At 65.3% G+C, this 23,398-nt stretch carries 24 protein-coding genes; 18 read left to right on the top strand and 6 right to left on the bottom strand.

Annotated elements, in window-relative coordinates:
• Positions 1-57: 57 nt before the first annotated feature.
• The 10 genes from ACYVO6_RS27675 to ACYVO6_RS27630 all read left to right on the top strand — a co-directional run bounded on the left by ACYVO6_RS27675 (position 58) and on the right by ACYVO6_RS27630 (position 7,080).
• The gene (locus ACYVO6_RS27675; protein WP_461065742.1) at positions 58-363 is read left to right on the top strand and encodes a WXG100 family type VII secretion target; all 306 of its coding nucleotides are present in this window, start codon (positions 58-60) and stop codon (positions 361-363) included.
• 41 nt (positions 364-404) lie between these two features.
• Positions 405-794, top strand: a complete 390-nt coding sequence (locus tag ACYVO6_RS27670; protein WP_461065740.1) for a hypothetical protein — start codon at positions 405-407, stop codon at positions 792-794.
• Positions 795-866: 72 nt separating this feature from the next.
• Positions 867-2,159, top strand: coding sequence for a hypothetical protein (locus ACYVO6_RS27665; protein WP_461065738.1), 1,293 nt, complete (start codon positions 867-869; stop codon positions 2,157-2,159).
• Positions 2,159-2,833, top strand: a complete 675-nt coding sequence (locus ACYVO6_RS27660; RefSeq protein WP_461065736.1) for a hypothetical protein — start codon at positions 2,159-2,161, stop codon at positions 2,831-2,833. The genes ACYVO6_RS27665 and ACYVO6_RS27660 overlap by 1 nt, the downstream gene beginning before the upstream one ends.
• A 12-nt stretch (positions 2,834-2,845) precedes the next feature.
• Positions 2,846-3,466 carry a hypothetical protein gene (locus tag ACYVO6_RS27655; RefSeq protein ID WP_461065734.1) on the top strand — a complete coding sequence of 207 codons (621 nt, stop codon included), beginning with the start codon at positions 2,846-2,848 and terminating at the stop codon, positions 3,464-3,466.
• Positions 3,467-3,775: 309 nt separating this feature from the next.
• Positions 3,776-4,021 carry a hypothetical protein gene (locus ACYVO6_RS27650; RefSeq protein WP_461065732.1) on the top strand — a complete coding sequence of 82 codons (246 nt, stop codon included), beginning with the start codon at positions 3,776-3,778 and terminating at the stop codon, positions 4,019-4,021.
• Positions 4,022-5,093: 1,072 nt separating this feature from the next.
• Positions 5,094-5,618 (top strand): hypothetical protein, encoded by a 525-nt coding sequence (locus tag ACYVO6_RS27645; protein WP_461065730.1) that lies wholly within the window; start codon positions 5,094-5,096, stop codon positions 5,616-5,618.
• Between the two features lie 50 nt (positions 5,619-5,668).
• Entirely contained in the window at positions 5,669-5,950 is a 282-nt protein-coding gene (locus ACYVO6_RS27640; protein ID WP_461065728.1) for an Arc family DNA-binding protein, read from the top strand.
• Between the two features lie 44 nt (positions 5,951-5,994).
• Complete coding sequence (locus ACYVO6_RS27635; RefSeq protein WP_461065726.1) at positions 5,995-6,339, top strand: PIN domain-containing protein; 345 nt, start codon at positions 5,995-5,997, stop codon at positions 6,337-6,339.
• A 210-nt stretch (positions 6,340-6,549) separates the two neighbouring features.
• Complete coding sequence (locus ACYVO6_RS27630) at positions 6,550-7,080, top strand: Uma2 family endonuclease (protein ID WP_461065724.1); 531 nt, start codon at positions 6,550-6,552, stop codon at positions 7,078-7,080.
• A 15-nt stretch (positions 7,081-7,095) separates the two neighbouring features.
• On the opposite strand, the gene ACYVO6_RS27625 is transcribed toward ACYVO6_RS27630, so the two are convergent.
• The 5 genes from ACYVO6_RS27625 to ACYVO6_RS27605 form a co-directional block, all read right to left on the bottom strand.
• Positions 7,096-8,379 carry a PIN domain-containing protein gene (locus tag ACYVO6_RS27625; protein WP_461065722.1) on the bottom strand — a complete coding sequence of 428 codons (1,284 nt, stop codon included), beginning with the start codon at positions 8,377-8,379 and terminating at the stop codon, positions 7,096-7,098.
• Positions 8,369-10,462 carry a hypothetical protein gene (locus tag ACYVO6_RS27620; protein ID WP_461065720.1) on the bottom strand — a complete coding sequence of 698 codons (2,094 nt, stop codon included), beginning with the start codon at positions 10,460-10,462 and terminating at the stop codon, positions 8,369-8,371. Before ACYVO6_RS27620 ends, ACYVO6_RS27625 begins: the two co-directional genes overlap by 11 nt.
• A 28-nt stretch (positions 10,463-10,490) precedes the next feature.
• On the bottom strand, positions 10,491-11,576 hold the full coding sequence (locus tag ACYVO6_RS27615) for a hypothetical protein (RefSeq protein WP_461065718.1): 1,086 nt from the start codon (positions 11,574-11,576) through the stop codon (positions 10,491-10,493).
• Positions 11,573-12,244, bottom strand: coding sequence for a hypothetical protein (locus tag ACYVO6_RS27610; RefSeq protein WP_461065716.1), 672 nt, complete (start codon positions 12,242-12,244; stop codon positions 11,573-11,575). The genes ACYVO6_RS27615 and ACYVO6_RS27610 overlap by 4 nt, the downstream gene beginning before the upstream one ends.
• Positions 12,245-12,832: 588 nt before the next feature.
• A complete protein-coding gene (locus tag ACYVO6_RS27605; RefSeq protein WP_461065714.1) occupies positions 12,833-13,129 on the bottom strand; it encodes a hypothetical protein in 297 nt (98 codons plus the stop codon).
• Positions 13,130-13,292: 163 nt separating this feature from the next.
• Between ACYVO6_RS27605 and ACYVO6_RS27600 the strand changes: the two genes are divergently transcribed.
• The gene (locus tag ACYVO6_RS27600; protein ID WP_461065712.1) at positions 13,293-13,580 is read left to right on the top strand and encodes a GntR family transcriptional regulator; all 288 of its coding nucleotides are present in this window, start codon (positions 13,293-13,295) and stop codon (positions 13,578-13,580) included.
• Between the two features lie 60 nt (positions 13,581-13,640).
• Here ACYVO6_RS27600 and ACYVO6_RS27595 read toward each other — a convergent pair whose 3' ends face one another.
• Positions 13,641-13,955 carry a plasmid mobilization protein gene (locus ACYVO6_RS27595; RefSeq protein ID WP_461065710.1) on the bottom strand — a complete coding sequence of 105 codons (315 nt, stop codon included), beginning with the start codon at positions 13,953-13,955 and terminating at the stop codon, positions 13,641-13,643.
• 86 nt (positions 13,956-14,041) lie between these two features.
• On the opposite strand from ACYVO6_RS27595, the gene ACYVO6_RS27590 reads away from it, so the two are divergent.
• The 7 genes from ACYVO6_RS27590 to ACYVO6_RS27560 all read left to right on the top strand — a co-directional run bounded on the left by ACYVO6_RS27590 (position 14,042) and on the right by ACYVO6_RS27560 (position 23,113).
• Positions 14,042-14,689 (top strand): hypothetical protein, encoded by a 648-nt coding sequence (locus ACYVO6_RS27590; protein ID WP_461065708.1) that lies wholly within the window; start codon positions 14,042-14,044, stop codon positions 14,687-14,689.
• Positions 14,690-14,819: 130 nt separating this feature from the next.
• Positions 14,820-19,358 (top strand): DUF6531 domain-containing protein, encoded by a 4,539-nt coding sequence (locus ACYVO6_RS27585; protein WP_461065706.1) that lies wholly within the window; start codon positions 14,820-14,822, stop codon positions 19,356-19,358.
• Entirely contained in the window at positions 19,355-19,954 is a 600-nt protein-coding gene (locus ACYVO6_RS27580) for a hypothetical protein (RefSeq protein ID WP_461065704.1), read from the top strand. The genes ACYVO6_RS27585 and ACYVO6_RS27580 overlap by 4 nt, the downstream gene beginning before the upstream one ends.
• A gap of 1 nt (position 19,955) precedes the next feature.
• Positions 19,956-20,549: a hypothetical protein gene (locus ACYVO6_RS27575; RefSeq protein WP_461065702.1), complete on the top strand. Its 594-nt coding sequence runs from the start codon at positions 19,956-19,958 to the stop codon at positions 20,547-20,549.
• 57 nt (positions 20,550-20,606) lie between these two features.
• Positions 20,607-21,260, top strand: coding sequence for a hypothetical protein (locus ACYVO6_RS27570; RefSeq protein ID WP_461065700.1), 654 nt, complete (start codon positions 20,607-20,609; stop codon positions 21,258-21,260).
• 65 nt (positions 21,261-21,325) lie between these two features.
• Positions 21,326-21,868 (top strand): hypothetical protein, encoded by a 543-nt coding sequence (locus tag ACYVO6_RS27565; protein ID WP_461065698.1) that lies wholly within the window; start codon positions 21,326-21,328, stop codon positions 21,866-21,868.
• A 186-nt stretch (positions 21,869-22,054) separates the two neighbouring features.
• Entirely contained in the window at positions 22,055-23,113 is a 1,059-nt protein-coding gene (locus ACYVO6_RS27560; protein WP_461065696.1) for a hypothetical protein, read from the top strand.
• The last annotated feature ends 285 nt before the right edge of the window (positions 23,114-23,398 follow it).

Raw genomic sequence — 23,398 nt, 5'->3', positions numbered from 1 at the left:
CGCACAACAGAGCCACGGGGGAAGGCCCTGCGGCGATCTGAACGGGAGGGAGCCGTCATGGCCAAAGACGCAGATATCACATATGCCGAACTCGAGAAGGAAGCCGGCAAGCTGCTGAGGGATATGGAGCGGCTGCACGGCGAACTCGACTCCATCGACGACCGGATCAAGACCCTGGTCGACAACGGCGGCTACACCACCCAGAAGGGCTCGGCGGCCTTCGAGGAGTCCTTCAAGGACTTCACCAAGGGTGCGAAGAAGGCCATGGAAGGCCTGGAGGGCATGTCCAAGTTCCTGACCAAGGCCAAGGAGGCTTACCAGAACTTGGACGAGGAGCTGGCTCGGGGGGTTAAGGGGGGCTGAGGCCTCCGGCTTGAGGTGCGTTCCGGTGCGGTGGGGCCTAAGTGTCCCATCGCGCCGGCCCGCTTCGAACTGATATTGGCTTGATTCCGAAAAATCGACACAACGGGGGCGCCATGGCTGGCGAGGGCGAGCACACCCGGCTTGACCTTGAAGTGATCAGGAGTATGGGTACGGGTCTCAACAACGTGAAGAAGGCGTTTGATGGGATAGGGAAGCTCGGCAAATACGAGGAAGATTTCGGCAATGGCGATCTTGCTGACAAATTTGGAGATTTTGCGGACAACTGGGAGATCAGTCGCAAGAAGTTGACGGAAGAGGTAGATACTCTGGCCAAGATCGCCAAGGCGGCAGCGCAGGCGTACGAGGATATTGATCACCAGTTGGCCGAGGCGATTCGGGGCGCTCAGGACTCCAAGAAGAAGGGGAAATAGTTCATGGGGGGACGGCCGCGTGATTGGCATCCGGTGGCGGACGGGGATCCTATTCCTGGGGATCCTGACCGGATGGTGTCACTGGGTAAGACGCTGCGTAAGACTGCCGATGAACTTGAGCGCCAGATCAAAAACCTCAAAGCCGTCGCCGAGGTCGATGCCTGGGACAACAAGTCCGGAAAGGAGTTCCGGGAGAAGGCCAAGGGCAACGTCAAGAAGCTTGAAGCTGCCTTCAAACGGTACGACACAGCGGCTGATGCCATAGGCACCGAGGTGACTGAGGTCGGCGGTGGTTATCAGGACAAGCTGCATGCTAAATCCAAGAACTATGCATCCGACCTGAACCGTGCCCAGGAGATCGCCGACGCGGCGCTCAAGGAAGCCAGGGACGCGGATGAGCGCAAGGGCGCTGCGCAGAAGAGCCTGGATGCCTTCTCCGACAGGAAGTCCGACAAGGGTGAGTCGGCTGATGCCGACCGTAAGAAGATCGAGGCGCAGCGAGATGCTGCAGGCGACGAGATCGAGGCAGCCAGGGAAAAGATCAATGAAGCTAAGAGGATCCGGGACGAAGCTGCAAAGCGCGCCTGCGAGTCGATCGATGCGGTCATCAACCATGACTCATTGAAGGATGGTTTCTGGGACACTCTGGTTCAGACGATCGCCGATGTCACCGACTTCATTTCCACCTGGGCTGGCATCCTGTCCCTTCTGGTCGGCTGGATTCCGGTCATCGGGCAGGCGCTGGCTGGCGTCCTGGGTGCCATCGCCATGATTGCAACTCTGGTGAACACCTTGGCAACACTTGTTCAAGTCTTCCAGGGAAACGCCGATTGGACGGATCTGGCAACTGCAGCCCTTGGCTTCCTCATGATTGGGGTTGGCAAGGGATTCTCAAAGGTTGCCGGAAAATTTGCGAAGACCGCGCTCGCTCGCATGGGCAAAGCGGGGAAGGCTACCACCTCGAAGCAGATCGGGCGTAACCAGAAGAAGCTCAACAAGATCGCTGGGACAAAACTGAGCCTGAGTAAGAAGGATATGCTGCAGTCCTTGAAGGAGCCCTTCACCGAACCCTTCTCGAAGAGTTTCTGGAGCAGCAACCTCAAGACGCTGAAGCCGGGCGGCGGAAGCTACAGCGAAGCGATGAACACGATCGCTTCGCGCGGTGGAGGGAACCGTATGATCGGCGCTGGAAAGTCGTTGTCGCTGGCTGATCCCGGAGTGGCCTCCGACCTCAAGACGATCAAGCAGGCATCGAAAGGACTCGACAACTTCGGAGCAGTCAACGAGATCTCCAAGAAGGCGACGAAGCTGTCGGCGATCGGCACGGGTATTACGCTGGTCGGCCTGACAGTAGACAACCTGTGATGGGAACCGAGATGACCACACCAGAAGATGACGGCGCCGTCGACGACTACGCATGCCGTTTCGACTTCCAGCCCGGATGGGTAGATCTCACACTTCCCGAGGCCACGAAGGCGGCAGCGAAGGAACTGGCCACGGAGACCGTGAATCGCCTCAATCCATTGAGCCTGGAGATCGAGAAGAGCGCAGTCCTCGACGACATGGTTGATCGGGCGGTCGATCTGAACGATGACGGTCCGATCCTCGCGGGTGCCTACTACTCGGAAAACGGTGTGGGGCTGGCCAACCTCAAGGTCGACTCGTATGGCGAGGAAGGCGTACCGCGACCGACGCCCGCGGAGGTCCAGCCAATGTTGCTGGACTGGGCCAACGCCGAGGTGGCGAGTGAACCGGAGATCACGTACCTCAATCTCCCGGTCGGCCCCGCAGTGAGGGTCCAGGCGATGCTCAAAGCCAAGCGCCTGCTCGGGTTCGGTCGCCGCCTCTCAGAGTTCGTCAAGTACGCGGTGTTCCCTCCCGGGCTCAACAGCCTCATTGTTGTCACGGTCACTTGGGAGGCGGTCCAAAAGACCGAGGAACTCACCCAGCTCACTGATGAGTTGGTGTCCACCATGCGACTCGTTCCCCTTGACGCTGATGGCAACGAGATCACTTCCATCCCGAATCCTCCAAAGTGAGCCTGTACCGGCATGAAGACAGCCAGCGATTTCACTTCACCTCCTCTGGACTACAACCTGATCGTCCCTGACGGCTGGTTCCAGATTCCCCTTGATCCCGAAGATCGTGACCGTGGCATCATCGCTCTCGCCGACCGGCAGTTCCGCGGTGTGGAGAACGCTCCTCATATCAAGAAGGAGTTCATGCGGGATCTGCAGCGGAAGGCGAAAGATGCCTACAAGGTCGGTGGCACAGAACTCTATATTTCCACCCTGACCATTGGTCCCATGCCGCTCGCTTCCTCACTGCTGATCAGTGTCCCCGCACCCGACGAATGGCCCCAGATTTCGGATGCCGAGGAACTGGCCGAGCACCTGGCCGGTCGGCGTGGTCATAGGGGCGGCGAAGACGGCGAACTAAGCGTCGTGTTGTTGGAGGCCGCGGGCAGCGCCGTTCGCCATCGGCGCAGGCAAGCAGCGGACCCGGCAACCCAGATGGGCAATACGCTCCCCACCACGACGCTTACTTACTACGTACCGATCCCGGCCACTATGAGGTGGTTGATGCTGAACTTCTCCACACCCATGGACCCTCTGGCGGACCAACTGGTGGAGCTGTTCGACACAGTTGCCGGAACGCTGCACTGGGCGTGATTGATGATGAGTGAGTCCAGCAGCGGGTTTCGGGCCAGGGACGGCTTTGCACTCGCCGGAGTGGTCATTGCCCTGGGCGCTGTGATTGTCGTGGCCCTCGGTACGTGGAAGTGGTTCGTCCGGGAGACGGCGCCGGTGGTACTGGACTGGCCGGGTGGCTCGTGGTCGTTCGGCGCTGTCTCTGGGCTGATCGTAGTGTTCGGCTCGCTCGGAGCCTGGTGGTTTTCTGCCCGCAATCCTGGGGAGTCACGGCCGCAGCGGGCAGGACGCGTCGCCGGCATAGCAGTCTGTGGTGGAGGAGCATTCGCCATGGTGATGTACATCTTCGCCTCTCTGCCTGGCCGGAATTGTTCGTCGTACGACGACGGTTGTGAGTACATCCCTGGGACGGGCAGCGCACTCATCGCCTGCCTGGCTACCGCGATGCTTGTCGGTTGGGCCGCGTACCGCGTGGGGAGTGCTCGTGCCGAGGAGCGCCAGGCGCGTGAGCGGGAGCGGATGCGGAAGCTGCGCAAGAAGGGCAAGGGGAAGAGCCGCGAGGCGCGTCAGCGGTAGTGCCGGTGATTCCGTGTACTTCAGTGGGATTTCTCTCCTGGCGATTCGCGGTACTCCATTGTTGATTCGGATCCGGTGAAATGCATACTTCGAAATCGGTATGGCCAGGCAGAGGCCCTTTTGTCCTTCGGGCGTTCGCCATGACGTTTTCCTCTGCTGGCGGTTTCTGTAGGCGGTCGACCCGAGGTACGCGTTCAGACTGCATGCGACGCCAGGTCCCCATCCCGCCATCGCTGTGGTTGGCGTGTGGTTGGCGTCAGGGGATCACTCCGGCAACTGCGCCGACTATGAACGACCTGCGATGACTATTCACGGCGTGCACTTCTTGTTCCCCCGTTTTGATTCGAGCTTCGTGGTCTGCCAGACGCCCTGCTCGTTCTTCTCCAGGCGGGTGCTGTAGAGGACGTACGAGTTGTCGCTCACGGGAGTCTTGTCGACCTTATTTGTCTCTCGGTTCTTGTTGAATGCTTTGCTCTCGTCGGAGCAAAAAGCGACACCGGCCAGGTCCTTGGCATGGCTGGGCAGATGGGAAGAAAACGGGGCAAGTCAAGAGTGCTTGTGGCCCGATTGTGTCTGGATACGCGGCGGCCCCGAGCGCGGGATGTGCGTTCGGGGCCGAGTGCGGAGTGCTATTTGCCGGGATTCAGGCGTTGCTTGCGCGACGAGGGTTCCGTCGTGGCGTGAGGCGTTCGTTCAGATCTGGAACTCCTCGATGGCGGGCTCGGGCTGGATCCGGCGTTCGTTGTTCAGCAGGTCCTCTGAGCCGTGCTGTGTTCTCCGTTCGGCAGCGGGGGCATTCGCACGGTGGGAATGCCCATGTAAGCGGTACGGGGCCTGCTCGGTTGCCAGTCAGAACCTCGACCTCGCCTCGGTCCTCGGTCATGGCGCCCTGGGCGTTGACCTTGTAGACGCGCAGGGTGAGGCGGGAGCACCGGGGAGGGGTCTGCGGGAGTTCCAGTGGGTCGGTCATGGGTGGGTAGTGGTCGGCGCACTCGGTGCACGCGTACACGTTGAAGCCGGGGCCTGTTGCCGCGTGTACCTCGTGGACGAGGACCGGGGTGTTCGTGGTGCGGTGGCAGCGGGCGCACATCCGCAGGGCCGTGGGCGCTCGCTGGCAGGGGACATCGCGTTCGGTACGGCGGCGGTGCTGGTCCTGGCGACCATCATGCTCGGCGCCTATGCGGGCGCGGCCCTCACCCATGGCTTGGCTGACGACTCCTTCTTGTCGTCAGCGGTTCCTGATGACGGACGGGTGGCCGTGATCATCGGGGGTGTCGGCATGGGGAGCCTGATGCTGCCTCTGCTCCTTCTCGCGGCAGTCCGGGGGACCAAGGAGAAGCCCAGGCTCAGGCCGGGCGAGGCGCTGCTCAAGGCGCTCGCCGTTGTGCTGCTCGGCGTCTACCTGGGTGTCGTCTCGCTGCTTCCCGCTCAGCTCGGCTGGATCCTTCCCGAGAGGGTCGTCTCGCTGATCAGCGTTCCCTTCGTCGGCTTCAGCTGGGCGCCTCTGGTGCTGATCCCTTGGGAACAGTTCGGGCTGGGGGACACGGCACGGCTGCGCGTCGGCTCGCGCGGTCAGGGCAGCTCCAGCTCTGCCTGATGCAGGTCCTGCCCGGAACGCAGTGCGTATACGTCGCGTATACTCGCCCCATGTCCGACGTCATGATCCGTGTGCCCGCCGAAGTCCGTGACCAGCTTGCCGCCGTGGCCGAGGCGCGAGGGACGAGTCTTCGTGCCCTTATGCAGGACATAGCAGCTCAGACGCTGACTCCTGAGCAGATCAAGGAGCGGGCCGATCGCACCCGTGCGCTGCTTGCCGAGCGGTTCGGGCACGACGTGACGGATGAGGAATCCGCCGAGATGCGGCGCAAGATGCTTGCGGCAACCGCCGCTCACCGGGCCGCACTCGCCGAGGCGGAGGCGACCCGTTGAGCTCGACTGAGCATTACGTCCTGGACACTCCGACTCTGCTCGCCTTGGGGGGCAACAAGCAGGTATCCGGCCTCATTCACGCTGCTGCGGCCAGCGGTGATGTGCGTCTCTGGGCGCCTGTCCTGTGCGTCCTGGAGGCGGAGCGTGAGCGTTCGGGGATCGTTGAACATGTCGGCTTGCTGATCGATGTGGTGCACCTGATCGACGATGACTACGCGATGGCCGTGACGATCGCCGAACTGTGCCGTGACGGTGTTTCCTTCGGCGTGGCCGCAGCGGTGCACGCAGCGCGGCCGAACCAGATGGTTCCCGAGGGCGCGCTGGTCGCAACCGTCGCTCCGGAGCCGTACGAGGGGCTCGGAGTCGGCGTTATGGATCTGAATCGCTGACGCGAACGTTGCCTGCCTGTCCCTGCGGGAGCGGGCAGGCAACGATGGGCTTTCCTCGTCCGGTTCATCCGCCGAGGCCGACGTCGGAGGGTGGAAATACCGAGCTCGGCCGAGCATCATGCCCTGGATCTTCCCCGTGAAGCCGAAGGCCGCTCCCACGGGCCTGCGGCCAGTCATGATGCCCATAGGAGGTGAGCTGCGGTGACTGTGATGAGTGAGTTGATCGAGCGCGGCGGTATCCCGGAGGGGTACAAGGTCGAGATGTTCGATGGAAGGGTGATTATGACCCCGCGGAGTCCGGAGCAGGACTGGACCGCGGCGGATGTCAGGGATGCGGTCAAGGCCGCTGGCATCGCTCGCGACCGCGTATTCGGCGATGTCCTCGTCACCTTTCCCGGGGAGAACGATGCGGCACCGGACCTGACGGTCATCGGTTTCGACGCCGAGCGCCGCAAGAACAGCTACTCCTGCCTCGATGTGCTCATGGTGGCCGAGGTCCCGTCCGAGCCGGAGGACGAGAAGGACTACGTCAGGAACGTGCAGAAGTACGGCCGCTTCGGGATCGACTACTACATGATCGCTGACCCGTTCAAGAAGGTCGTCACGCTGATGTCGGAGCCGCATGCCTCCGGCTACGACCGAGTCGTCGAGATCCCGTATGGGGAGCAGGTGAGTCTTACCCTGGCCACCGGTGAGCGCGTGAAGATCGACACCAGCACCTTCCCTACGCGTGAGGCGTGACGAGCGGCGTCACCCTTAGGTCTCTCGGGTCGAGTCGGTGACGCCCCGTGAGAAGTCCCCCCGCCCCACCCGAACCGCCAAGCTGTCCTCCGGCCCCGCCAGTAGCGAGCCGTAACCCGTCCTCGCCCAAAGGCTGTTGGGCACCTCGAAGTACGGCACGAGTCGGTCGTCCTCCGCCGCGTCCATGTCCATGAGTACCTCGGGAGCACGTCGCGCGCGCAGCGCCTCCGTGCAGGTCGTGCACGTGGCCACGCGGAGTGATTCGCGGCGGCCGAGGAGGCGCCAGTCGGTGCGGGAGGTGGCGCGGCCGTGGAGGGGGTTGAAGAAGCAGAGGGGGAGGGGAGCGGGGGTGGTGGTCGTCAGGGCGGCGTGGCCCTCGGCGGTCAGGGCCAGGACTCCGGCCAGGTCCGGGACGCCGCGGGATGCGTCGAGGACGGTGCCGGCGGCAGCGTAGGCGTCAAGTGCCCTTTGCAGGGCGGGGGTTGACGCGGATGCCGACTGGACCGAGTCGCCGAGGGACAGGATCTCTGCCTCGGCCTGGCGGCGGAGTTGGGCCTCGTCGGCCGTGCGGGCCGCGGTGAACACGGTCCGGGGGTACGGGAAGGGCGCGCGTCGGCGGCGTACGAAGAGGAAGGTGGTGAAGGCGACCGCCGCGAGAGCCAGTACGGCGATCAGGGTCGGCCACAGCCAGGAAGGTTGCGTTGAAGTGCCTTTGTCTGCACGGGAGTTCGACAAGTACGAGCCGTCGCGCAAGTCCTCCGTCGCCTCCTCGTACGCCTTCTCCCCGTTCCCCTCCTCCACCAGCTCGATCGCCTTCGCCGTACGGTCCGCCAGGCCCGCGTCCTCCATCTCACCCAGGTGGCCGACCGCGGCCACCGCGTCCTGCGCCTGGTGGGCCTCGCCCGGCCACTCGTAACCGTTCAGGTAGTCGGTGAAGTCGCCGTCCGTGGTGATGAGGATGAGGTCGCGCAGGGCGAGGCGGTCGTGGACGATCTCCGCGAGCGTGTCCGAGTCACCGTTGAAGGAGTCGCCCTTGGTGAGGGGCGTTAGAACTACCTTGATGGGGAGGCCAGTTCGGGCGATCTGGTTGGTCAGCTCCTGCTGACGGGCGGGTGGGACCGAGCCCTCGTACGCCGGGTCGACGTACACGGGCGACGAGCGCAGGGCGTTCGCGATGCGCTCGCCGGGGCTCGGGTCCTTCGCCCAGGCCGGCGCCGGGACAGCGGCGAGTAGGGCGAGGAGCAGGGCGGTCACGAGTGCGGTGAGGAGGAGGACGGCGGGGCCTCGCTTAGCGGACACTGGCGAACTCCCGTACGTGGTTGACGAGTTGGGGAATTCCGTCGCGTACGGCGGGAAGGGGGCCCTCGGCCTCCTCGTACGGTATGCGTTCGTCGCGCCCCTGCCCCCGCCCCTGACCCGGCAGCGTCATCCGGATCGTGTGCACCGTGCCCGGCTCGACGACGGCCGTGTCGCGGCACACCTCGCAGACGGGGAGCATGCGTCGGCGTACGGGCTCGGCGGGGCCGGAGATGCGTACGTGATGGCGGCTGACCGCCGGGCCGTGCAGGGGGTTCAGGCCGCAGCAGAGGTTGTTGGTGTCGCCGGTGAGGGCGGCCCGGCCGGCGCGGGCGAGGACGATGACCGCCACCAGGGAGGCGGGCTCCACGGCGTCGTCGTCGATTCCGGCATCGCCGTCGACCAGCAGCATCGCGGCGTCGAAGCAGTCCCAGGCGCGGGTGCCCGCCTCGGGGTCGGGTGCGGTGACGGTGGGGTCGGGTTGTCCGTTGCCGTCGGTGAACTCCCTTGCCAGCGTGCCGAGTTCGGTACGAGCCGTGCGGCGCAGGTACGCGGTCGACGGGTCTGTCGGCGCCTCCAGGGGCAGCACCGCCGTGGGTACGGGCGCGGGGTTGCGTCGGCGCAGCACCGCGCCGGTGATCCCGAGCACCGTCGCGACGAGTCCGAAGACGAGCAGCGCGGCCACGGCCCCCATGATCAGTCCGGGCCAGAAGTCGCCGGAGAAGAGCGGGGGGAGTGCGTGTGTGTCGATGGGTTCCCGGCTCGGGATGGTGTCGGGGGAGCTGGGCTCGTCCGTACGCGGTGCCTTGTCGAGGAACGTCATGAGCTGGTCGAGGCGTTCGCCGAGCCGGTAGCCGTCGGATTCGCCCGAGTCGGCGGAGTGATCGCCGTAACCGATGGAGTCCGGCAGCTCGAGGATGAGGTGGCTGTTGTCGAGACGCAGGCCGTAACTGAGGACGCTGATGTCTCCGTCGAGCGGGTCGGCCGCGACGTATACGCCGTCCTTGCCCAGCTTCTTGTGCACCGCTGAGGTGAAGACCTCCGCGTTACCGTCCGACTCGTCCCCGGACGTCGTCGGGACGATGGACAGGTAGACCGGGCCGCCGTCTTGGGAGCGCTCGAACTCCCTTATTTTCCCGTCGAGTTTGCGCTTCTGTTCGGCGTCGAGGACGCGTGGGCTCTCCGGATCCTCGTAGACCGGGTTCTGCCGTAGCCCCTCCGCGACCCGGTCGATCCGAGCGGACAGATCGGCGGCGGTGGGCGGTTGCGCGGCGCTCGACGTGGTCTGGTCGAAGGTGAGCGAGGCGCCGAGGGCGATCGCGGCGGCGGTGAGGAGGGCGAGGCCGGGCACTGTGCCACGGGGTACGCGGCGGGCTGGGGCTGTGCCCGACGTCGCGGTGCGCGCCGAGGGCAGGTGGCGCCGCCAGCGACGTACGAACGGTGTGATCAGCAGAATCAGCAGAGGTGCGCCGGTGAGCAGGATCCCGGTGAGGAACGACTGGTTGTCGCGGTCCGTCGGGCTGATGTACAGCCGTTCGGGATCCTCGCCGGTGCCGCCGCCGTACTTCTCGTGCGCCGCCGCCGCCCGCTCAGCCGCCTTCTCGCCGCCCAGCGCGACGACTTCGACGAACCGCTCGAAATTCCTCAACGGTCCTGCGTCAAAAGGCAGTTCAAACTGCGCCACGGTCGCGGCATCGTTGGCCGGCGCCCGCACTCCGTATGCCACCGCGTCGGTTACGCCGATGTCGTTCACCAGCACGTACAGCCCGTCCCGCCCGAGCCGGTCGTGCACCGCGCCGAGCAGCGCCTTGCCGTTGTTCCAGTCGGTGAGTACGAGTACGTACGTCGGCACGCCTGTGTCCTTCGCCAGCCGGGCGAAGTCGGGAGCGGTGGACTGGGGGATCTCCCGGGGGAGTTGGTCGGTCACGTAGACCGGGTTGGCGCGGAGGCGGTCGGCGAGGTGGGCGGCTTGGGTGGTGTCGGCGGCGGTTGCGGGGGTGGCGGTGGTCGTCAAGAGGGCGGACAGCAGGAGGAGCACGAACGCGAGGGCGTGCGCGTGGTGTCTGGGGCGCGGCGTGATGGTCATGGCTGCCTGTGTGTTCTGCGTGTCTCGATCAGCGGTTGACGGACTGGATTTCCTGGACGGTGATGTCCTGGACGGCCTCGATCGTGCCGTTGGGCAGGTCGACCGGGTCTGCCTGGCCGGTGCCTGTCCAGCTGATCTCCCAGGTGAGGGTGGCCTGGAGGGGGAACGTGCCGCCGGCTGAGGAGCGGCGGTAGATGATGCCGCAGGGAGGGGTTTCCTCGGCCTTGCCCTTGGCGTAGGGCTCGCCGATCTTGCCGTCGACGATGGGGCATTCGCCGTTGGCGGGGAGGGTGGTGGCGTCCTCGGTGCCCGGGTCGAGGGTGAGGGATACGGGGGTGGCCGTCGTTGTCGCCTGGATGTTGAAGCCGGGGACGTCGATGGCCGCCGTCGCCTGGACGTCGTCGAAGACGGCGTCGTCGAGCCATGCCCAAGTCGGCAGGTTCACCTTGGTATTGGCCTCGGGAGCGAGCGTGACCTCGGTGTCGGGAAGCTGCATGTGCTGGTAGGCGAGGTCGGCGAGCATCTGCGGAGTGATGGCCTCTTCGTACTGGGGCGGCGGGGGTTCGCCGTTGTCGACCCAGAAGGGGAGTTCGCTGCACGAGGTCCGCTTGAGGTAGTCCGGCTCGTTGGGGTTCTCGACGCCGGCCCAGAACATCCCCTCGCCGTCCTTCTCGACGTTGTAGTCCTTGTAGCCGGGGGTGTCGGTCCAGCCGTACTCGTCCTCGTAGTGGCGCTGCGTCTCGCCGATCGCGGCGCCCGCGGTGCCGCCCATGCCCGGGGTGTTCTTCTGGTTCTCGATGTCCTTGGACATCTTCTCCTTGAAGTCCTTGGCGCCGAGGTAGGGGGCGTACCAGCAGGGTGGCGGCGTCCAGTTGACGTCGGTGGAGGATACGTTTCCGGTGGTGCCGTTTTTGGCTACGGCTCCGGAGTATTGGACCTTCGCGGCGGCGAAGATGCCGGTTTCGTCGCCGCCCCCTTGCGCTTCCGCGTCGCCGCCCTTGCCCGTATCCACCGGTTCCGCCGCGGAGTTGGGCGCTGTGAGGATGAGGGAGCTGATCGCGAGGGTCAGGGCAGCAGTGCTGGTGCCGAGGACCGTACGCCGTGACCTGTTCACCGGCACTTCTCCGCCTCCGTCTCGACGAACACCTTGGATGCCTGCCACAGTCCCTCGCCTGTGGGGGACTTGACCATGATGACCTTGTAGTAGGCGAAGTCCTTGGCACTGGGCTCGGCCTTGAGGACCTTCCCTGTCTTGACTTCTTTGCCGAGGAACTTGCCGGTGTCCGCGCAGAACGCGACCTCCACGGATTTGCCGTTCGGGGCTGAGCGTGTGGTGGCGTCGTAGTGACGGCGGGTGCCGGTGGCGGTCCAGCCGCCCTTGATCCATTCGTTGATCTGCACCTCGGCGTAATGCAGTCCGTCGCCGGTGGCGTAGGCGACCACGGCTGCGTCGTTGCTGGTGCGCTTGTCGACGCCCCGGTAGATGGCGCGGAGGAAGTTGGCGGCGTCGTCCATCGCGGCCGCCTCGTTCTCCTTCTCCGGCTTGTCCCAGTCGAAGACCAGGTTCATGTCCTTGGGCAGTGACACGTCCACGCCGTCAGGCTTGTCCTCCGCCGGTGCTGCCGAGGGTTCCGGCGACTCCTTCGGCGTCTCGGCCCCCGTGTCGGCACCGGCGATCTTGTCGTTTTCCTTCGAGCTGTCATCCCCGCTGCCGCAGGCTGTCAGGAGTAGGGCTGCGGTTGCGGCGAGCGCGGCAGCAACGGGCAAAGGGCGGCGGTTCACTGTGGGCTCCCCGTGAGACATAGGTTCAGCTAAGAGCAATGACGGTATCCGTGGGGCGGACGGTTTCGCCACGGCGAACTTCCTTGCATGGCTGGGCAGATGGGGATGAATGGGGGCAACGGGATTGCTCTTGTGGCCTGATCGTGTCTGGGTGCACAGCGGCCCCGAACGCTGAGTGAGCGTTCGGGGCCGCGGGTTGAGGGTGTTTGCAGGGATTCGCGTTGTGTGACGCGAAGAGGTCGTTCAGGTTGCGGGCTGGTCGAGGCAGTTGGGGCATTCGCACGGTGGGAATGCCCACGTGAGCGGTACGGGCTCGGCTCGGCCGCCGCTCAGGACTTCGACTGTGCCTCGGTCCTCGGTCACAGTGCCGTGGGCGTTGACCTTGTAGACGCGCAGGGTGAGGCGGGAGCACCGGGGAGGGGGTTTCGGGGAGTTCGAGTGGGTCGGTCATGGGCGGGTAGTGGTCGGCGCATTCGGGGCAGGCGTAGACGTTGAAGCCGGGGCCTGTCGCCGCGTGGACTTCGTGGACCAGGACCGGGGTGTTCGTGGTGCGGTGGCAGCGGGTGCACATCCGCACGGCGGGGCGGGTCATCGGGTGGTCGCCGGGACGCGGATGCCGTGGATGTGGGTCGGGCCGGTGTCGATGCCCAGGGTTGCCAAGTACAGAGCGCAGCGGCGTTCGCGTTGGCGGCGGTGTTCGGCGGGGTCCAGGACGTAGGGGCGTACGAGACGGGACGTGCTGCCGTCGAGGAGTCCGGTGAACCGGGGTGGTGGGACCGGGATGTACCGCAGGGGCGGTACATCTCCGAGGCGGTGGCGGCCTCGGGGGCGTGGGGTGCAGATGCTCAGCATCCAGGCGGCGAAGCGGACGATAAAGTCCAACATGCTGGCGCTCCTATTCAGCGACGGCCATGCCCCGGGGCGGTTGCACCCGCCGCCGGGGTCTCTTTCAGTAACAGGCACGGTACAGGGTGCACATGGGTGGTGTATAGCGGTTATCCGCACTCCAAGGAGCCATGTAGTTACGTGCTGTCGTACGTTGTTCGATATGACAGGAGAGTCAGGGCAGTCGCCGATCGACCCGACGAAGATTGCCTATGTCTACATGCAGATGGCGGACCACATCGCGGCCCGCATCGCTTCGGGGGAGCTGCGACCTGGTGCGCGGCTGCCGGGCGAGCGCGACCTTGCCGCTGAGTACGGGGTCGCGCACTTGACCGCCCGCCGCGCCACCCGCGAACTCCGCGACCGCGGCCTCGTCATCACGCTCCCCGCGAAGGGCACCTTCGTCGCGTACCCGGACGCGAACGAGCCCGCCGACGACAGCCAGGAGTAACGGCGTCGTCCGCCCCGGCGTCCCTCCGTCGCACCGCCTCGACGAGGACGTCGTCCGAGTTCAGCACGGCCACGTCTCTTCACCGTAAAAGAGGTTGAGAGCGGCTTCGACGTCTCGTCGCTCCTCCTCCGCCAACTCCCTTGCAGCAACGCCTGGTTCGGGCGGAAGGGCTGCCGCTTCTGCCTCCGCCTTCGCAATGAGGGCATCGAGCCCGGAGAACTGTTCCTCGATGGCTTCGGTCTCCGCCACCTGCCGGGTCGCAGCGTGCACGACGTACGCGGAGACGTCCATGCCTGCCCGCTCCGCGTGCCGCCTGATGTGCTCGGCCTGCTCCTGCTCAAGGCTGATGGTGATCCTGGTCTTGGTCCTGGCCATGAGAAGAGTGTGCCGCCGCGACCAGGAGTACGTGCCCTCGTACGCTTGACGCACACCAGCTCGTATCAGAACCGGGGGAGAACGGCATGGCCCGCTACATGGAGGCGCTCACCATCGAGCGCGGTGGCTTTCGGATCAAGGTGCCGGAGTCGTGGTGGGAGTTCGACGTGCGGCCCGAGTCGCGGGACGACTCCATACGCAGGATGGTGGCCGAACGAGTGCGGGCCCGCCCGGAGTTGGAGAAGTACAAGGACACGTACACCGCCTTCCTGCAGAAGTCCGCGGCCGACGCCTGGAAGTCGGGTGCGCTGTACTGCGGTTGCATGGCGGAGAGCTTCGGCGGGGACACGCCGATCACCGGCTCGATCACCGTCTCGCTCGTCGGCGGGCGTACGCAGGCCGGTGAGCCTCTCTCCACCGACCCGCAGTTCATGGCGGGCCAACTCGCCGTGCGCGAGGCCAAGAAGGAGGGCGACGCGTGGCGGAAGGTCACGACCGTTGACATCCCCGGCGTCGGGCCGGCGGCGCGTACGTACGGCATCGAGGACATCCCGGTCCCCGGCGACAGCCTCAACCGCACGATTCGTGCCGTACTCATGCAAACGTTCATCCCCGTGCCCGGCCAGGAGGGCAAGGTCGCGCTCATCGCAGGCAGCAGCCAGGTGCTCGACCTCGCGGACTCGTTCTTCGACATCTTCGACGCGATCACGTCTACGTTCCGCTTCGCGGAGTAGGACCTGGGCGAGTGCGGGGGCTTCGCCTGCCCCTGCGTAAATTTGCGGCCTTCACATCGAACGCTCGTACCCGCTAACTTCACTTGTGCGTATGTGTGGTTGGCGGGGTGGATGTGACGGGGGTTGCGGCGTGGTGGGGTATCGGCCGACGGACTGGCATGTGCTGGACCTGGACAAGGACCCGACGCCGGGGGATCCGGAGCGGGTGCGGTCGCTGGCCCGGCAGCTGCACGCCTTCGCCGACGATGTGCAGGACGCGCTGCGGCTGGTGAAGGGGATGGCGGACGAGGATGCCGTCCTGGCGATGGTGGGCAAGACGGCCGAGGTGTTCCGGGAGGAGTTCTCCGGGGTCCCGAAGAACCTGAAGAAGCTGAAGAAGTCCTACGACCTGGCCGGGGACGCCTTGGCGGCGTACTGGCCGAAGCTGGAGCGGGCGCAGGCGCTGGCGGACCGGGCGCTGGTCAGGGGGCGGGAGGCGCAGGCGGATCTGGCGTCGGCCAAGTCGCGGCTGTCGACGGCCGATTCGTGGGTGACCCGGGCGACCAAGGAGGCCGACAAGTACCAGGACGATCCCGGGTCGGCGGGCAAGGATGTGCCGAAGCCGGATGAGTCCAAGGTGCGGGCCGCAACGAGGGATGCGACCAGCGCCAAGTCGGCGCAGACCGCCGCCCAGTCGGACGTCAGCGCGGCGCAGAGCGCGCTGGATGCGGCGAAGAAGATGGCCGCGGACGCGCGGCAGATGCGCGAGGACGCCGCCCGGGAGGCGAAGAACAAGCTGGAGGAGGCCTCGGACGCGGGCATTCAGAACCGTGCCTGGTACGAGGAGGTCGGCGACTGGGTCTCCGACAACTGGGACACCATCGTCGAGGTCTGCAAGGTCGTTGTCGCCGTTGTCGGCATCATCGCGATGATCATCGGCGGGCCGATCCTCGGTGCGATCGTCCTGGTCGCCGCCCTGGTGGTGCTGGCGGACACCCTCAACAAATACGCGAAGGGCCAAGCCTCGCTATGGGATGTGGGGCTCGCGGCGCTGGACTGCATCCCGGGCATGAAGGGCCTGACCACCCTCGGCGGCCTCGCCAAGGGCCTGAAGGCCTTCGGTAAGACCGGCCTCAAGGGCATGGCCATGGGCGTCAAGGGCCTCGGCAAGGGCGCCCGTGCCATGGGCCGCCAGATGAAGAAGCTCTTTACTCGCGGCGATCCCATTGACATGGCCACCGGCCAGATGGTCATGTCGGCCACCGATGTGACCCTGGACGGCATGCTTCCTCTGCTGTTGGAGCGCCACTACCGTACCGGCGTCCGCAGCGGGCGCTTCCTGGGCCGGAGTTGGAGCTCAACCCTCGATCAGAGGCTGCTGCTCGACGAGGCCGGTGTGCGGTTCGTGGTCGATGACGGCATGGTTCTCACATGCCCCGTGCCTGAGCCCGACGTGCCCGTGCTCCCGGTGGCGGGCCCGCACTGGCCGCTCGGCTGGGCCGAGGGCGAACTCACCGTGCACCGACCCGAGACGGGACAGACCCTCCGCTTCCGTCCGCTGCCTGACCGGCCCTCGGCCGAACTGCCGCTCGCGGTCATCAGTGACCGCAACAACAACACGATCTCGGTTACGTACGCCGCCGACGGCACCCCTGAAGAGATAGCCCACCATGGTGGCTACCGCGTGGGTGTGACCTGCGAGAACGGTCGAATCACGGAGTTGAACCTGCGCAGCCATCCCGAGCGACCCACGTTGGTTCGTTACGGCTACAACGCGCGTGGAGATCTCGCCGAGATCTACAACTCCTCCGGCCTGCCACTGAAGTTTTCCTACGACGACCGGCACCGCATGACCCGTTGGGAGGACCGCAACGGCATCTGGTATCGCTTCGAGTACGACGACGCCGACCGCTGCGTTGCGGGTCGCGGTATCGACAGAATGCTGGACTACACCTTCGTCTATGACGATGACGCGCACCGCACAATCGCCACCGATTCGCTCGGGTACGCCACCCACTACCAGTTCAACGACGCGTATCAGCTGATCGCCGAGACCGACCCACTGGGCAATATCACCCTCCAGGAATGGAACCATCGGGACCAACTTCTCTCCCGCACCGACCCGTTGGGGCGAACCACCCGAATGGAGTGGGATGAGGCCGGCAACCTGATCGCCGTCCACCTCCCCGACGGATCCACATCCTCGGGCCTCTTCAACGAACTCAATCTGCCGGTAGAACTGACCGGTTACGACGGCACGGTTCTGCGGCAGGAGTGGGACGAGCTGGGGAACTGCATATCCATGACGGACCCCGCGGGCGCGACCATCGTCTTCACACGCGATGAGACCGGTGCCCTGGCCTCGCTGACCGATCCGACGGGCGCGGTGCAGCATTTCGTCAACAACGCCGCCGGTCAGCCGGTTTCGGCGACGGATCCGCTCGGGGCGGTGACGAGCATCGCGTACGACTCCTTCGGGCGGAACACCGCCATCACCGACCCATTGGGCGCCACCACGCACCTGAGTTGGACCATTGAGGGGCACCCGGCAAGGCGTACGAACCCGGACGGCACCACCGAGGCATGGACGTATGACGGTGAGGGCAACTGCCTCAGCCATACGGACGCGTTGGGCCAGGTAACCCGCTTCACCTATGGCGGCTTCGACCTGTTGACGACGCGGACCACGCCCGACGGGGTCCGCCACACATTCACGCATGACACCGAGCTGAGGCTGGTCCAGGTAACGGACGTCCGGGGCCTCACCTGGGATTACACGTATGACGCGGCAGGTCGCCTCACGGCGGAGACGGACTTCGACGGACGGACGCTCGCCTATACCTACGACATGGCTGGCCAGCTTCTGAGCCGTACCAATCCCTTGGGACAGACGACGGCCTTCTCGTACGACATTGTGGGCAACCAGATCGAGAAGACGGTCGACGGCCGCACGACTGTGTTCGCGCACGACTCTGCCGGACGTCTTCTGACGGCCACCGGTCCGGACGTCACGCTCGCCTACCAGTACGATTCGATCGGCCGGATCACTGCGGAAATCGTCGACGGACGCGTGCTCACCACGGCGTACGACGCCCTGAGCCAGCCCGTCCGCCGCTCCACTCCGACCGGCGCCATCGCGACGTACTCCTATGATGCGGCGGGCAACCGCACCGTGCTGATTTCCGCTGGGCGCTCCCTCGTTTCCACGTACGACGCTCTAGGACGGGAGATCCTGCGTCGGCTCGGCGGCCAGGGACCTGCCCTCACCCAGACCTGGGACGCCGAGGACCGCATCACCGGACGGACGCTGACCGCTCAGGGCAGGCATCTGAAGCAGGAGACCTTCACTTACCGGGCCGATGGCAGCGTCGTCGCCCTCGATGACCATGCGACCGGGCGCCGGACATTCGATGTCGACGGCGCGGGCCGTGTCACTGGGGTCCAGGCCGCGGACTGGACCGAGTCCTACACGTACGACGCGGCCGGCAACCAGACGCGGGCTGACTGGCCCGGTCGGCAGCCGGTCCGCGAGGCGCGGGGCGACCGCGCCTACGACGGCAATCGTCTGACGCGCGCCGGTTCCATCCACTACGAGTACGACGCCGCGGGCCGCGTTGTCCTGCGCCGCAAGACCCGGCTGTCTCGTAAGCCCGACATCTGGCGATACACCTGGGACGCGGAGGACTGCCTCACCTCGGTAATCACGCCCGATGGAACGGTCTGGCGCTACCTCTACGACCCGCTGAGGCGACGTACAGCCAAACAGCGTCTCGGCCCCGACGGCTCGACCGTAGTCGAGGAGACCCGCTTCACTTGGGACGGTCCGGACCTCGTCGAGCAGACGACCCGTACTGATCGGTTGCCCGAGGAGGTCACGCTCACCTGGGACCGCCACGGCATACGGCCTCTCGCCCAGACAGAACGCCGCACGGCTGCCGACGACCCGCAACACCTCGTCGACGAGCGCTTCTTCTCCATCGTCACCGACCTGGTCGGCACTCCGACCGAGCTCGTCTCGGAGGACGGCGACATCGCCTGGCGTGGGGATGCCACTCTCTGGGGGCTCACCACTTGGAGCACGGGCACGGATACCAGCACACCTCTGCGTTTCCCCGGCCAGTACTACGACCCCGAAACCGAATTCCACTACAACTACTTCCGGCACTACGATCCGGCGACCGCGACGTACGTCACCCCGGATCCGCTGGGAATGGACGCCGGGCCGAATCCACGGGCTTATGTGGTTAACCCTTTGCTGTGGGTAGACTATTTGGGTCTCCTGACGTGCAAGGAGAATGCCGAGCAACTGGCAAGGAACATGGCACGGGAAGGGCGTGCGAAGGTACGTGGCCAAGCGGCGGCACATATTGTCCCCTCTGGCTTCAATCGCGGGGGAGCCCCGCAGATGCGCGCTCTGTTGCAGAGGTACGGAGTTGATATCAATGATGCTGCGAACGGAATTCCATTGGGGCACCCAAGGCCCCACAATTTCACGCATAGCAATGCCTTCCTGGGGCGGCTCGACCAGCACCTCCAGCAAGTCGTGCAGGAGGGAATCGACCGTGGCATGGGGGCGCGAGCCATCCGGACCCAGCTGCGACGGGCGCTGCGAGATGTCGGCAGAGCTGTCGAGGGTGAACTCGCAACCGGCGCCCCAGGGCCGGGCGCTTACTGGACGGTGAATCCATGATGTCCGAACCTTCCCTGGAACCCCGCTCGGTGTACCGATTGCTGCCGAGTATGGGAGAATTTCGACTCCTCATGCTCGAAGGGTCCTCGCTCAGGAAAGTAATTCGCTGGCTGCGCACGGACTCTCCGGAGGATCTACCCACGGCACTGAACGCGGAGTGGGGTGGTGACCCGAAAGACCGAAAGGGTGAGTTCCCGTCCGGTTATCCTGGTGCGCCTGTTATGAGCCGTCGTATCGCAGGTCTTCTACGGGATGACCTTCTGGCGGCGGGGAGCTTCCTGCCTGTACGTATCACGGACTCGGAAACCGACGAATACGTTCTCTACACCGTAGAGCAAGTGATCGACTGCGTGGACCTGCGGAGATCTTCAAAACCGAAGAAGGGAAACGGTGAGATCAAGAAGGCGGTCTTCCGGCCGGACACCCTGCCCGCTGACCTACCGGCGTTCCGGGTACCGGAATTCCGTGGCGGTGTCTACTGGAACGGTTGGGCGGTGGACCGCCTCACCGAACTGCTGGGCAGCGACTTGGAAGCGCGATTGATCTGGTCCGAGGATCCGTCCCTCACGCCGCACCCGAATCCCTGGGGTTTCTGACGTGGACAATGCGCCGAAGTCGGCCTTCCACGACCATATGTGCCGCGGTGCCGAACGCGTCCTGCACGGCTTCCCGGATGTACTCCGTCCCGAGATCTACGTCATCTCGTTCGAGGTCTGGCGCGTCGACCAGGATCCTCGCTACCCCTACGCGGCCATCGGCTACAACACCGAGAGCGAGGTCCGCCGGGTGCTGGATCAGGGCTGTGCGTACGAAGGGTCCGCCCGTTGGGAGTACTCGTACTGGTTGCTGGAAGGGTTCGAAAGGCTCGGCCATGTTCCCGAGGATCCGGCCGGCAGCCGCCTGCACCTGGCCGAAGCGCAGGCGGAAGGGCTCTGGTACGAGGACGAGGACGGCCTCTCCGACGAGGTGTGCGATGCCCGCGACGACCAGCTTGTCCGCCGATTCGACGAGGTGTGCATCGATGTGGCCCGCCACCTGCGAGCTGGCGGCCACCTCGCCCGGGTACTCGAACGACCGGTACCGATCGTGCTGTTCGACATGGACCGCCCGGGCTGGGAGACGGAAGCCACCGAGGCCGCCAATCCTCCCGAGGTGCTCGCCGCCTTCCTGGACCATCATTCGGTGAGATGAGCGACGGAACGGACCACGGTCGGCTTGCGACAGCAGGGCGGCCCAGAGTGGATCGGTTTGGAGGAGACTGAATTGGCTCGCAATGTGGAAGCCTACTCCGCGCTTCATGAGATCCCTGCTGATTTCATGGCAGGATTTTGTCTGGCCTGCGCGGAACGTGGGAGTGGAATATTTACTGCGCTGGCCCAACCGGCAGATGCAGAGTGGCTCTCCTATGCCCTCGACGCTGCCTGGAAGGCCCCAACTGGGCAAGTCGATGAGGGCGACCTCATCGAGATTCTCGAGGGATTTGAAACAAGAACTGCGTCAATGGATGCCGACGATCCGGGCAGCGAAGGGTTTTCTATCGCACAGTCCGCGATGCTGGCCGTAAACGCCATCGCCGTTTACATGAACCCGAATCCGGCGCGAGCCGAGATGTCTGGGCAGACGCTCGAAACGACCCTTGGAAGCTTTGACTTCAAACTGGGCGGCGCTGAGGGCGCCGTGATTCGGGCAGGCGAGGACGAGGAAGTCGGACGCCTCCAGCAGTTGGAGCAAGGTGCCCAAAATTCCTTCGTCGAATCGATCCGCACCTTGATTTTAAATCAAGAGGAAAATGGCCTCGGTGGGGATTTCCTCGAAAATCTTCGTGAATCTTGCGCGCCCATTCGCGACGAGTTCGAGGCGGCCACTGTAGTCGTGGCTGAGCTGGTCGGCTGGGACCAGTAGTGATATGGATGGGACTGATCATTCATCGATGGCCGGTGCGCACCTCGGACGATCGATGAGGGCTCGTGGCTATTACCGGTGAGTGGGTCGATGATTGGGTGAAGCGCGTGGAGGCGCTCACCTCTGCCTTCATCGAGGGCTTCCAACTCGCGTTCGGTTACCCGCCGGGCGAGAACTACGTGGTATCGGCTTCGGGGGTATCAGGGGCAGAGGTCAAGGAACTCGTGGGTGTTGGGGGCGTGCCCGAGGACCTGGTTGTCTTGTATCGGCGGGTAGGGCGGGTGAGTCTCCCGGATGTGGGTTCCGGCTTCTTTGTGCATTCGGTGGGCCAGACGGTGGCGGGGATGCGTGGTGATCTCCCGACGCGGATCGTTGGCGCCCGCGAGGACTCCGTTGTCGTCTTCGGGTCCGATGGCGGGGGCGCGTTCTTCGCGCTGAGTACCACCGATGGGGCGACCGTGTACCGGCTTCCTCCTTCTGGTGTTGAGGGAGGCGTCTACACGGAGGGAGCGCTTCCGTGCGAGGTTGTCGCGTCCGACCTAGTCGGCTTTCTGCGCCTCCTCGAGCATGAGTTGAAGGGGGCCCAAGGGCTTCGCGCTTCGTGGTAAAGGCCGGAGAGTTCACAACTCACGTGCGACAACGGTCTGGTGGCGTCCGTGGCGAAAGGTGATACTTCGCCCGGTATTGGCAGCATCCCGGGTCAGGGGGTATCGGCCGCGAATGTTACACATTCCAGGGGATCTGTAACGTTCGTAGAACCGCCTACCTGTGGGCAGCCGCCGCGTGGAGGAATCGTGGACATTCGCGCCGTAGTGAACGACTTTCGCAATGTGGTGCCGCTTTCGGGGATGGCCGATGCATGGCACTGGTCTCCTGCTCCACGGATCGACTTTGCCGGCGCGCTCTCCGCGGACGGTGCGCGGTTGCTTCAGGTCAGCGCCCGTGATTCCTATGATACGGAGGGCCAGGCGCGGGAGAAGCGCACGCAGTACCGCATCCCGCTGGCGGTCGGCATCGGCTGCTACGTGCTCGCCGTGATCGTGGGGATGTTCTTCCTGGCGGACGACTTCGGCCTCGCCCTCCTGGTGCCCCTGTGGATCGTGCACGCGGCGCTGCTCATCATGCTGATCCGGAAGCTGGGGGTTGCCGGGGACTCCAGCACCTACGCGGCGCTGTTCATCGTGTGCACTTCTCTGTTCTCCGTGTACGTCGCCGGCATGGCCCGCGAGGACCTCACGCTTCAGCAGCGGGGCGAGAAAGTCACCGCCACGGTCACGAAGGAACGGCTCGATCCGCCTCAGGGGCGCAAGGCCCGTCACTCCCACTACACGCTGGAGCAGCAGGACGGTACTCGGGTCCCGGGCCCAGAGATGGAGACCACGTCCGATAAATACGACGTCGGCCAGGTGCTCACGGTCATCGAGGACCCCGAGGGCAGGCTCAAGCCCCGGACGCCGGGCGAAGTGGACTCCACCGGTGAGTTGCTCGGCTCAGGAGCACTCGCTCTCGCCGCACTCGGCTGTGTCGGCTGGATGGCCTGGCGAGGGCCGGACACCGCAAGGCGGCGGGACGACGGGAAACCGTCGGCCGGGATGCGGAAGGTCTACAACAAGACCGTCACCCGCAACCACAGCACGCAGGCCGAGCAGGAGGAGAAGCTCCGCGAGGCCCTGCGCACGTACCCCGCCGACCGTCGCGGCTACATCAAGGTGCACCCCGAGGACTACCCCGACGTGTCGCAGCGCCGGGCCGCCCGGATCGCCTGGGAGATGGGCCTGCGCGCGGAGGCGGCAGGTAACCGGGGCTCGTGGCGCTTCGGGGAGACCGTGATCGAGGAAGTCCCGCACGACTGAGCACTCGCTCTCCGATCCCTGGTCGCTGGGCCCGGCTCACGCTCGCCGCGTCGGCCACGTGATCGTCGGCGTCATTCGAGAACACCTGGAAGGCTGGCAGCGAGAAAGACCGGGCAGCCTCCGGCGGGCGCGCACGACGTCTACCGTAGGGCGAGGAGGCCTGATGAGCAGCGGATACCACATCAGGTGGAAGGTCCCGTCCGAGCACCGCGAGGACCCCGCCTACCGCGCCGCGGGACGGCGGATGGACTTCGCCCAGGCGGTCTACGACCGGCGCTCGGCGTT

Source organism: Streptomyces pseudoechinosporeus (assembly GCF_054783935.1).
Note: the sequence above shows the minus strand (reverse complement) of the source record. Positions and strands in the feature narration are given on the sequence as shown.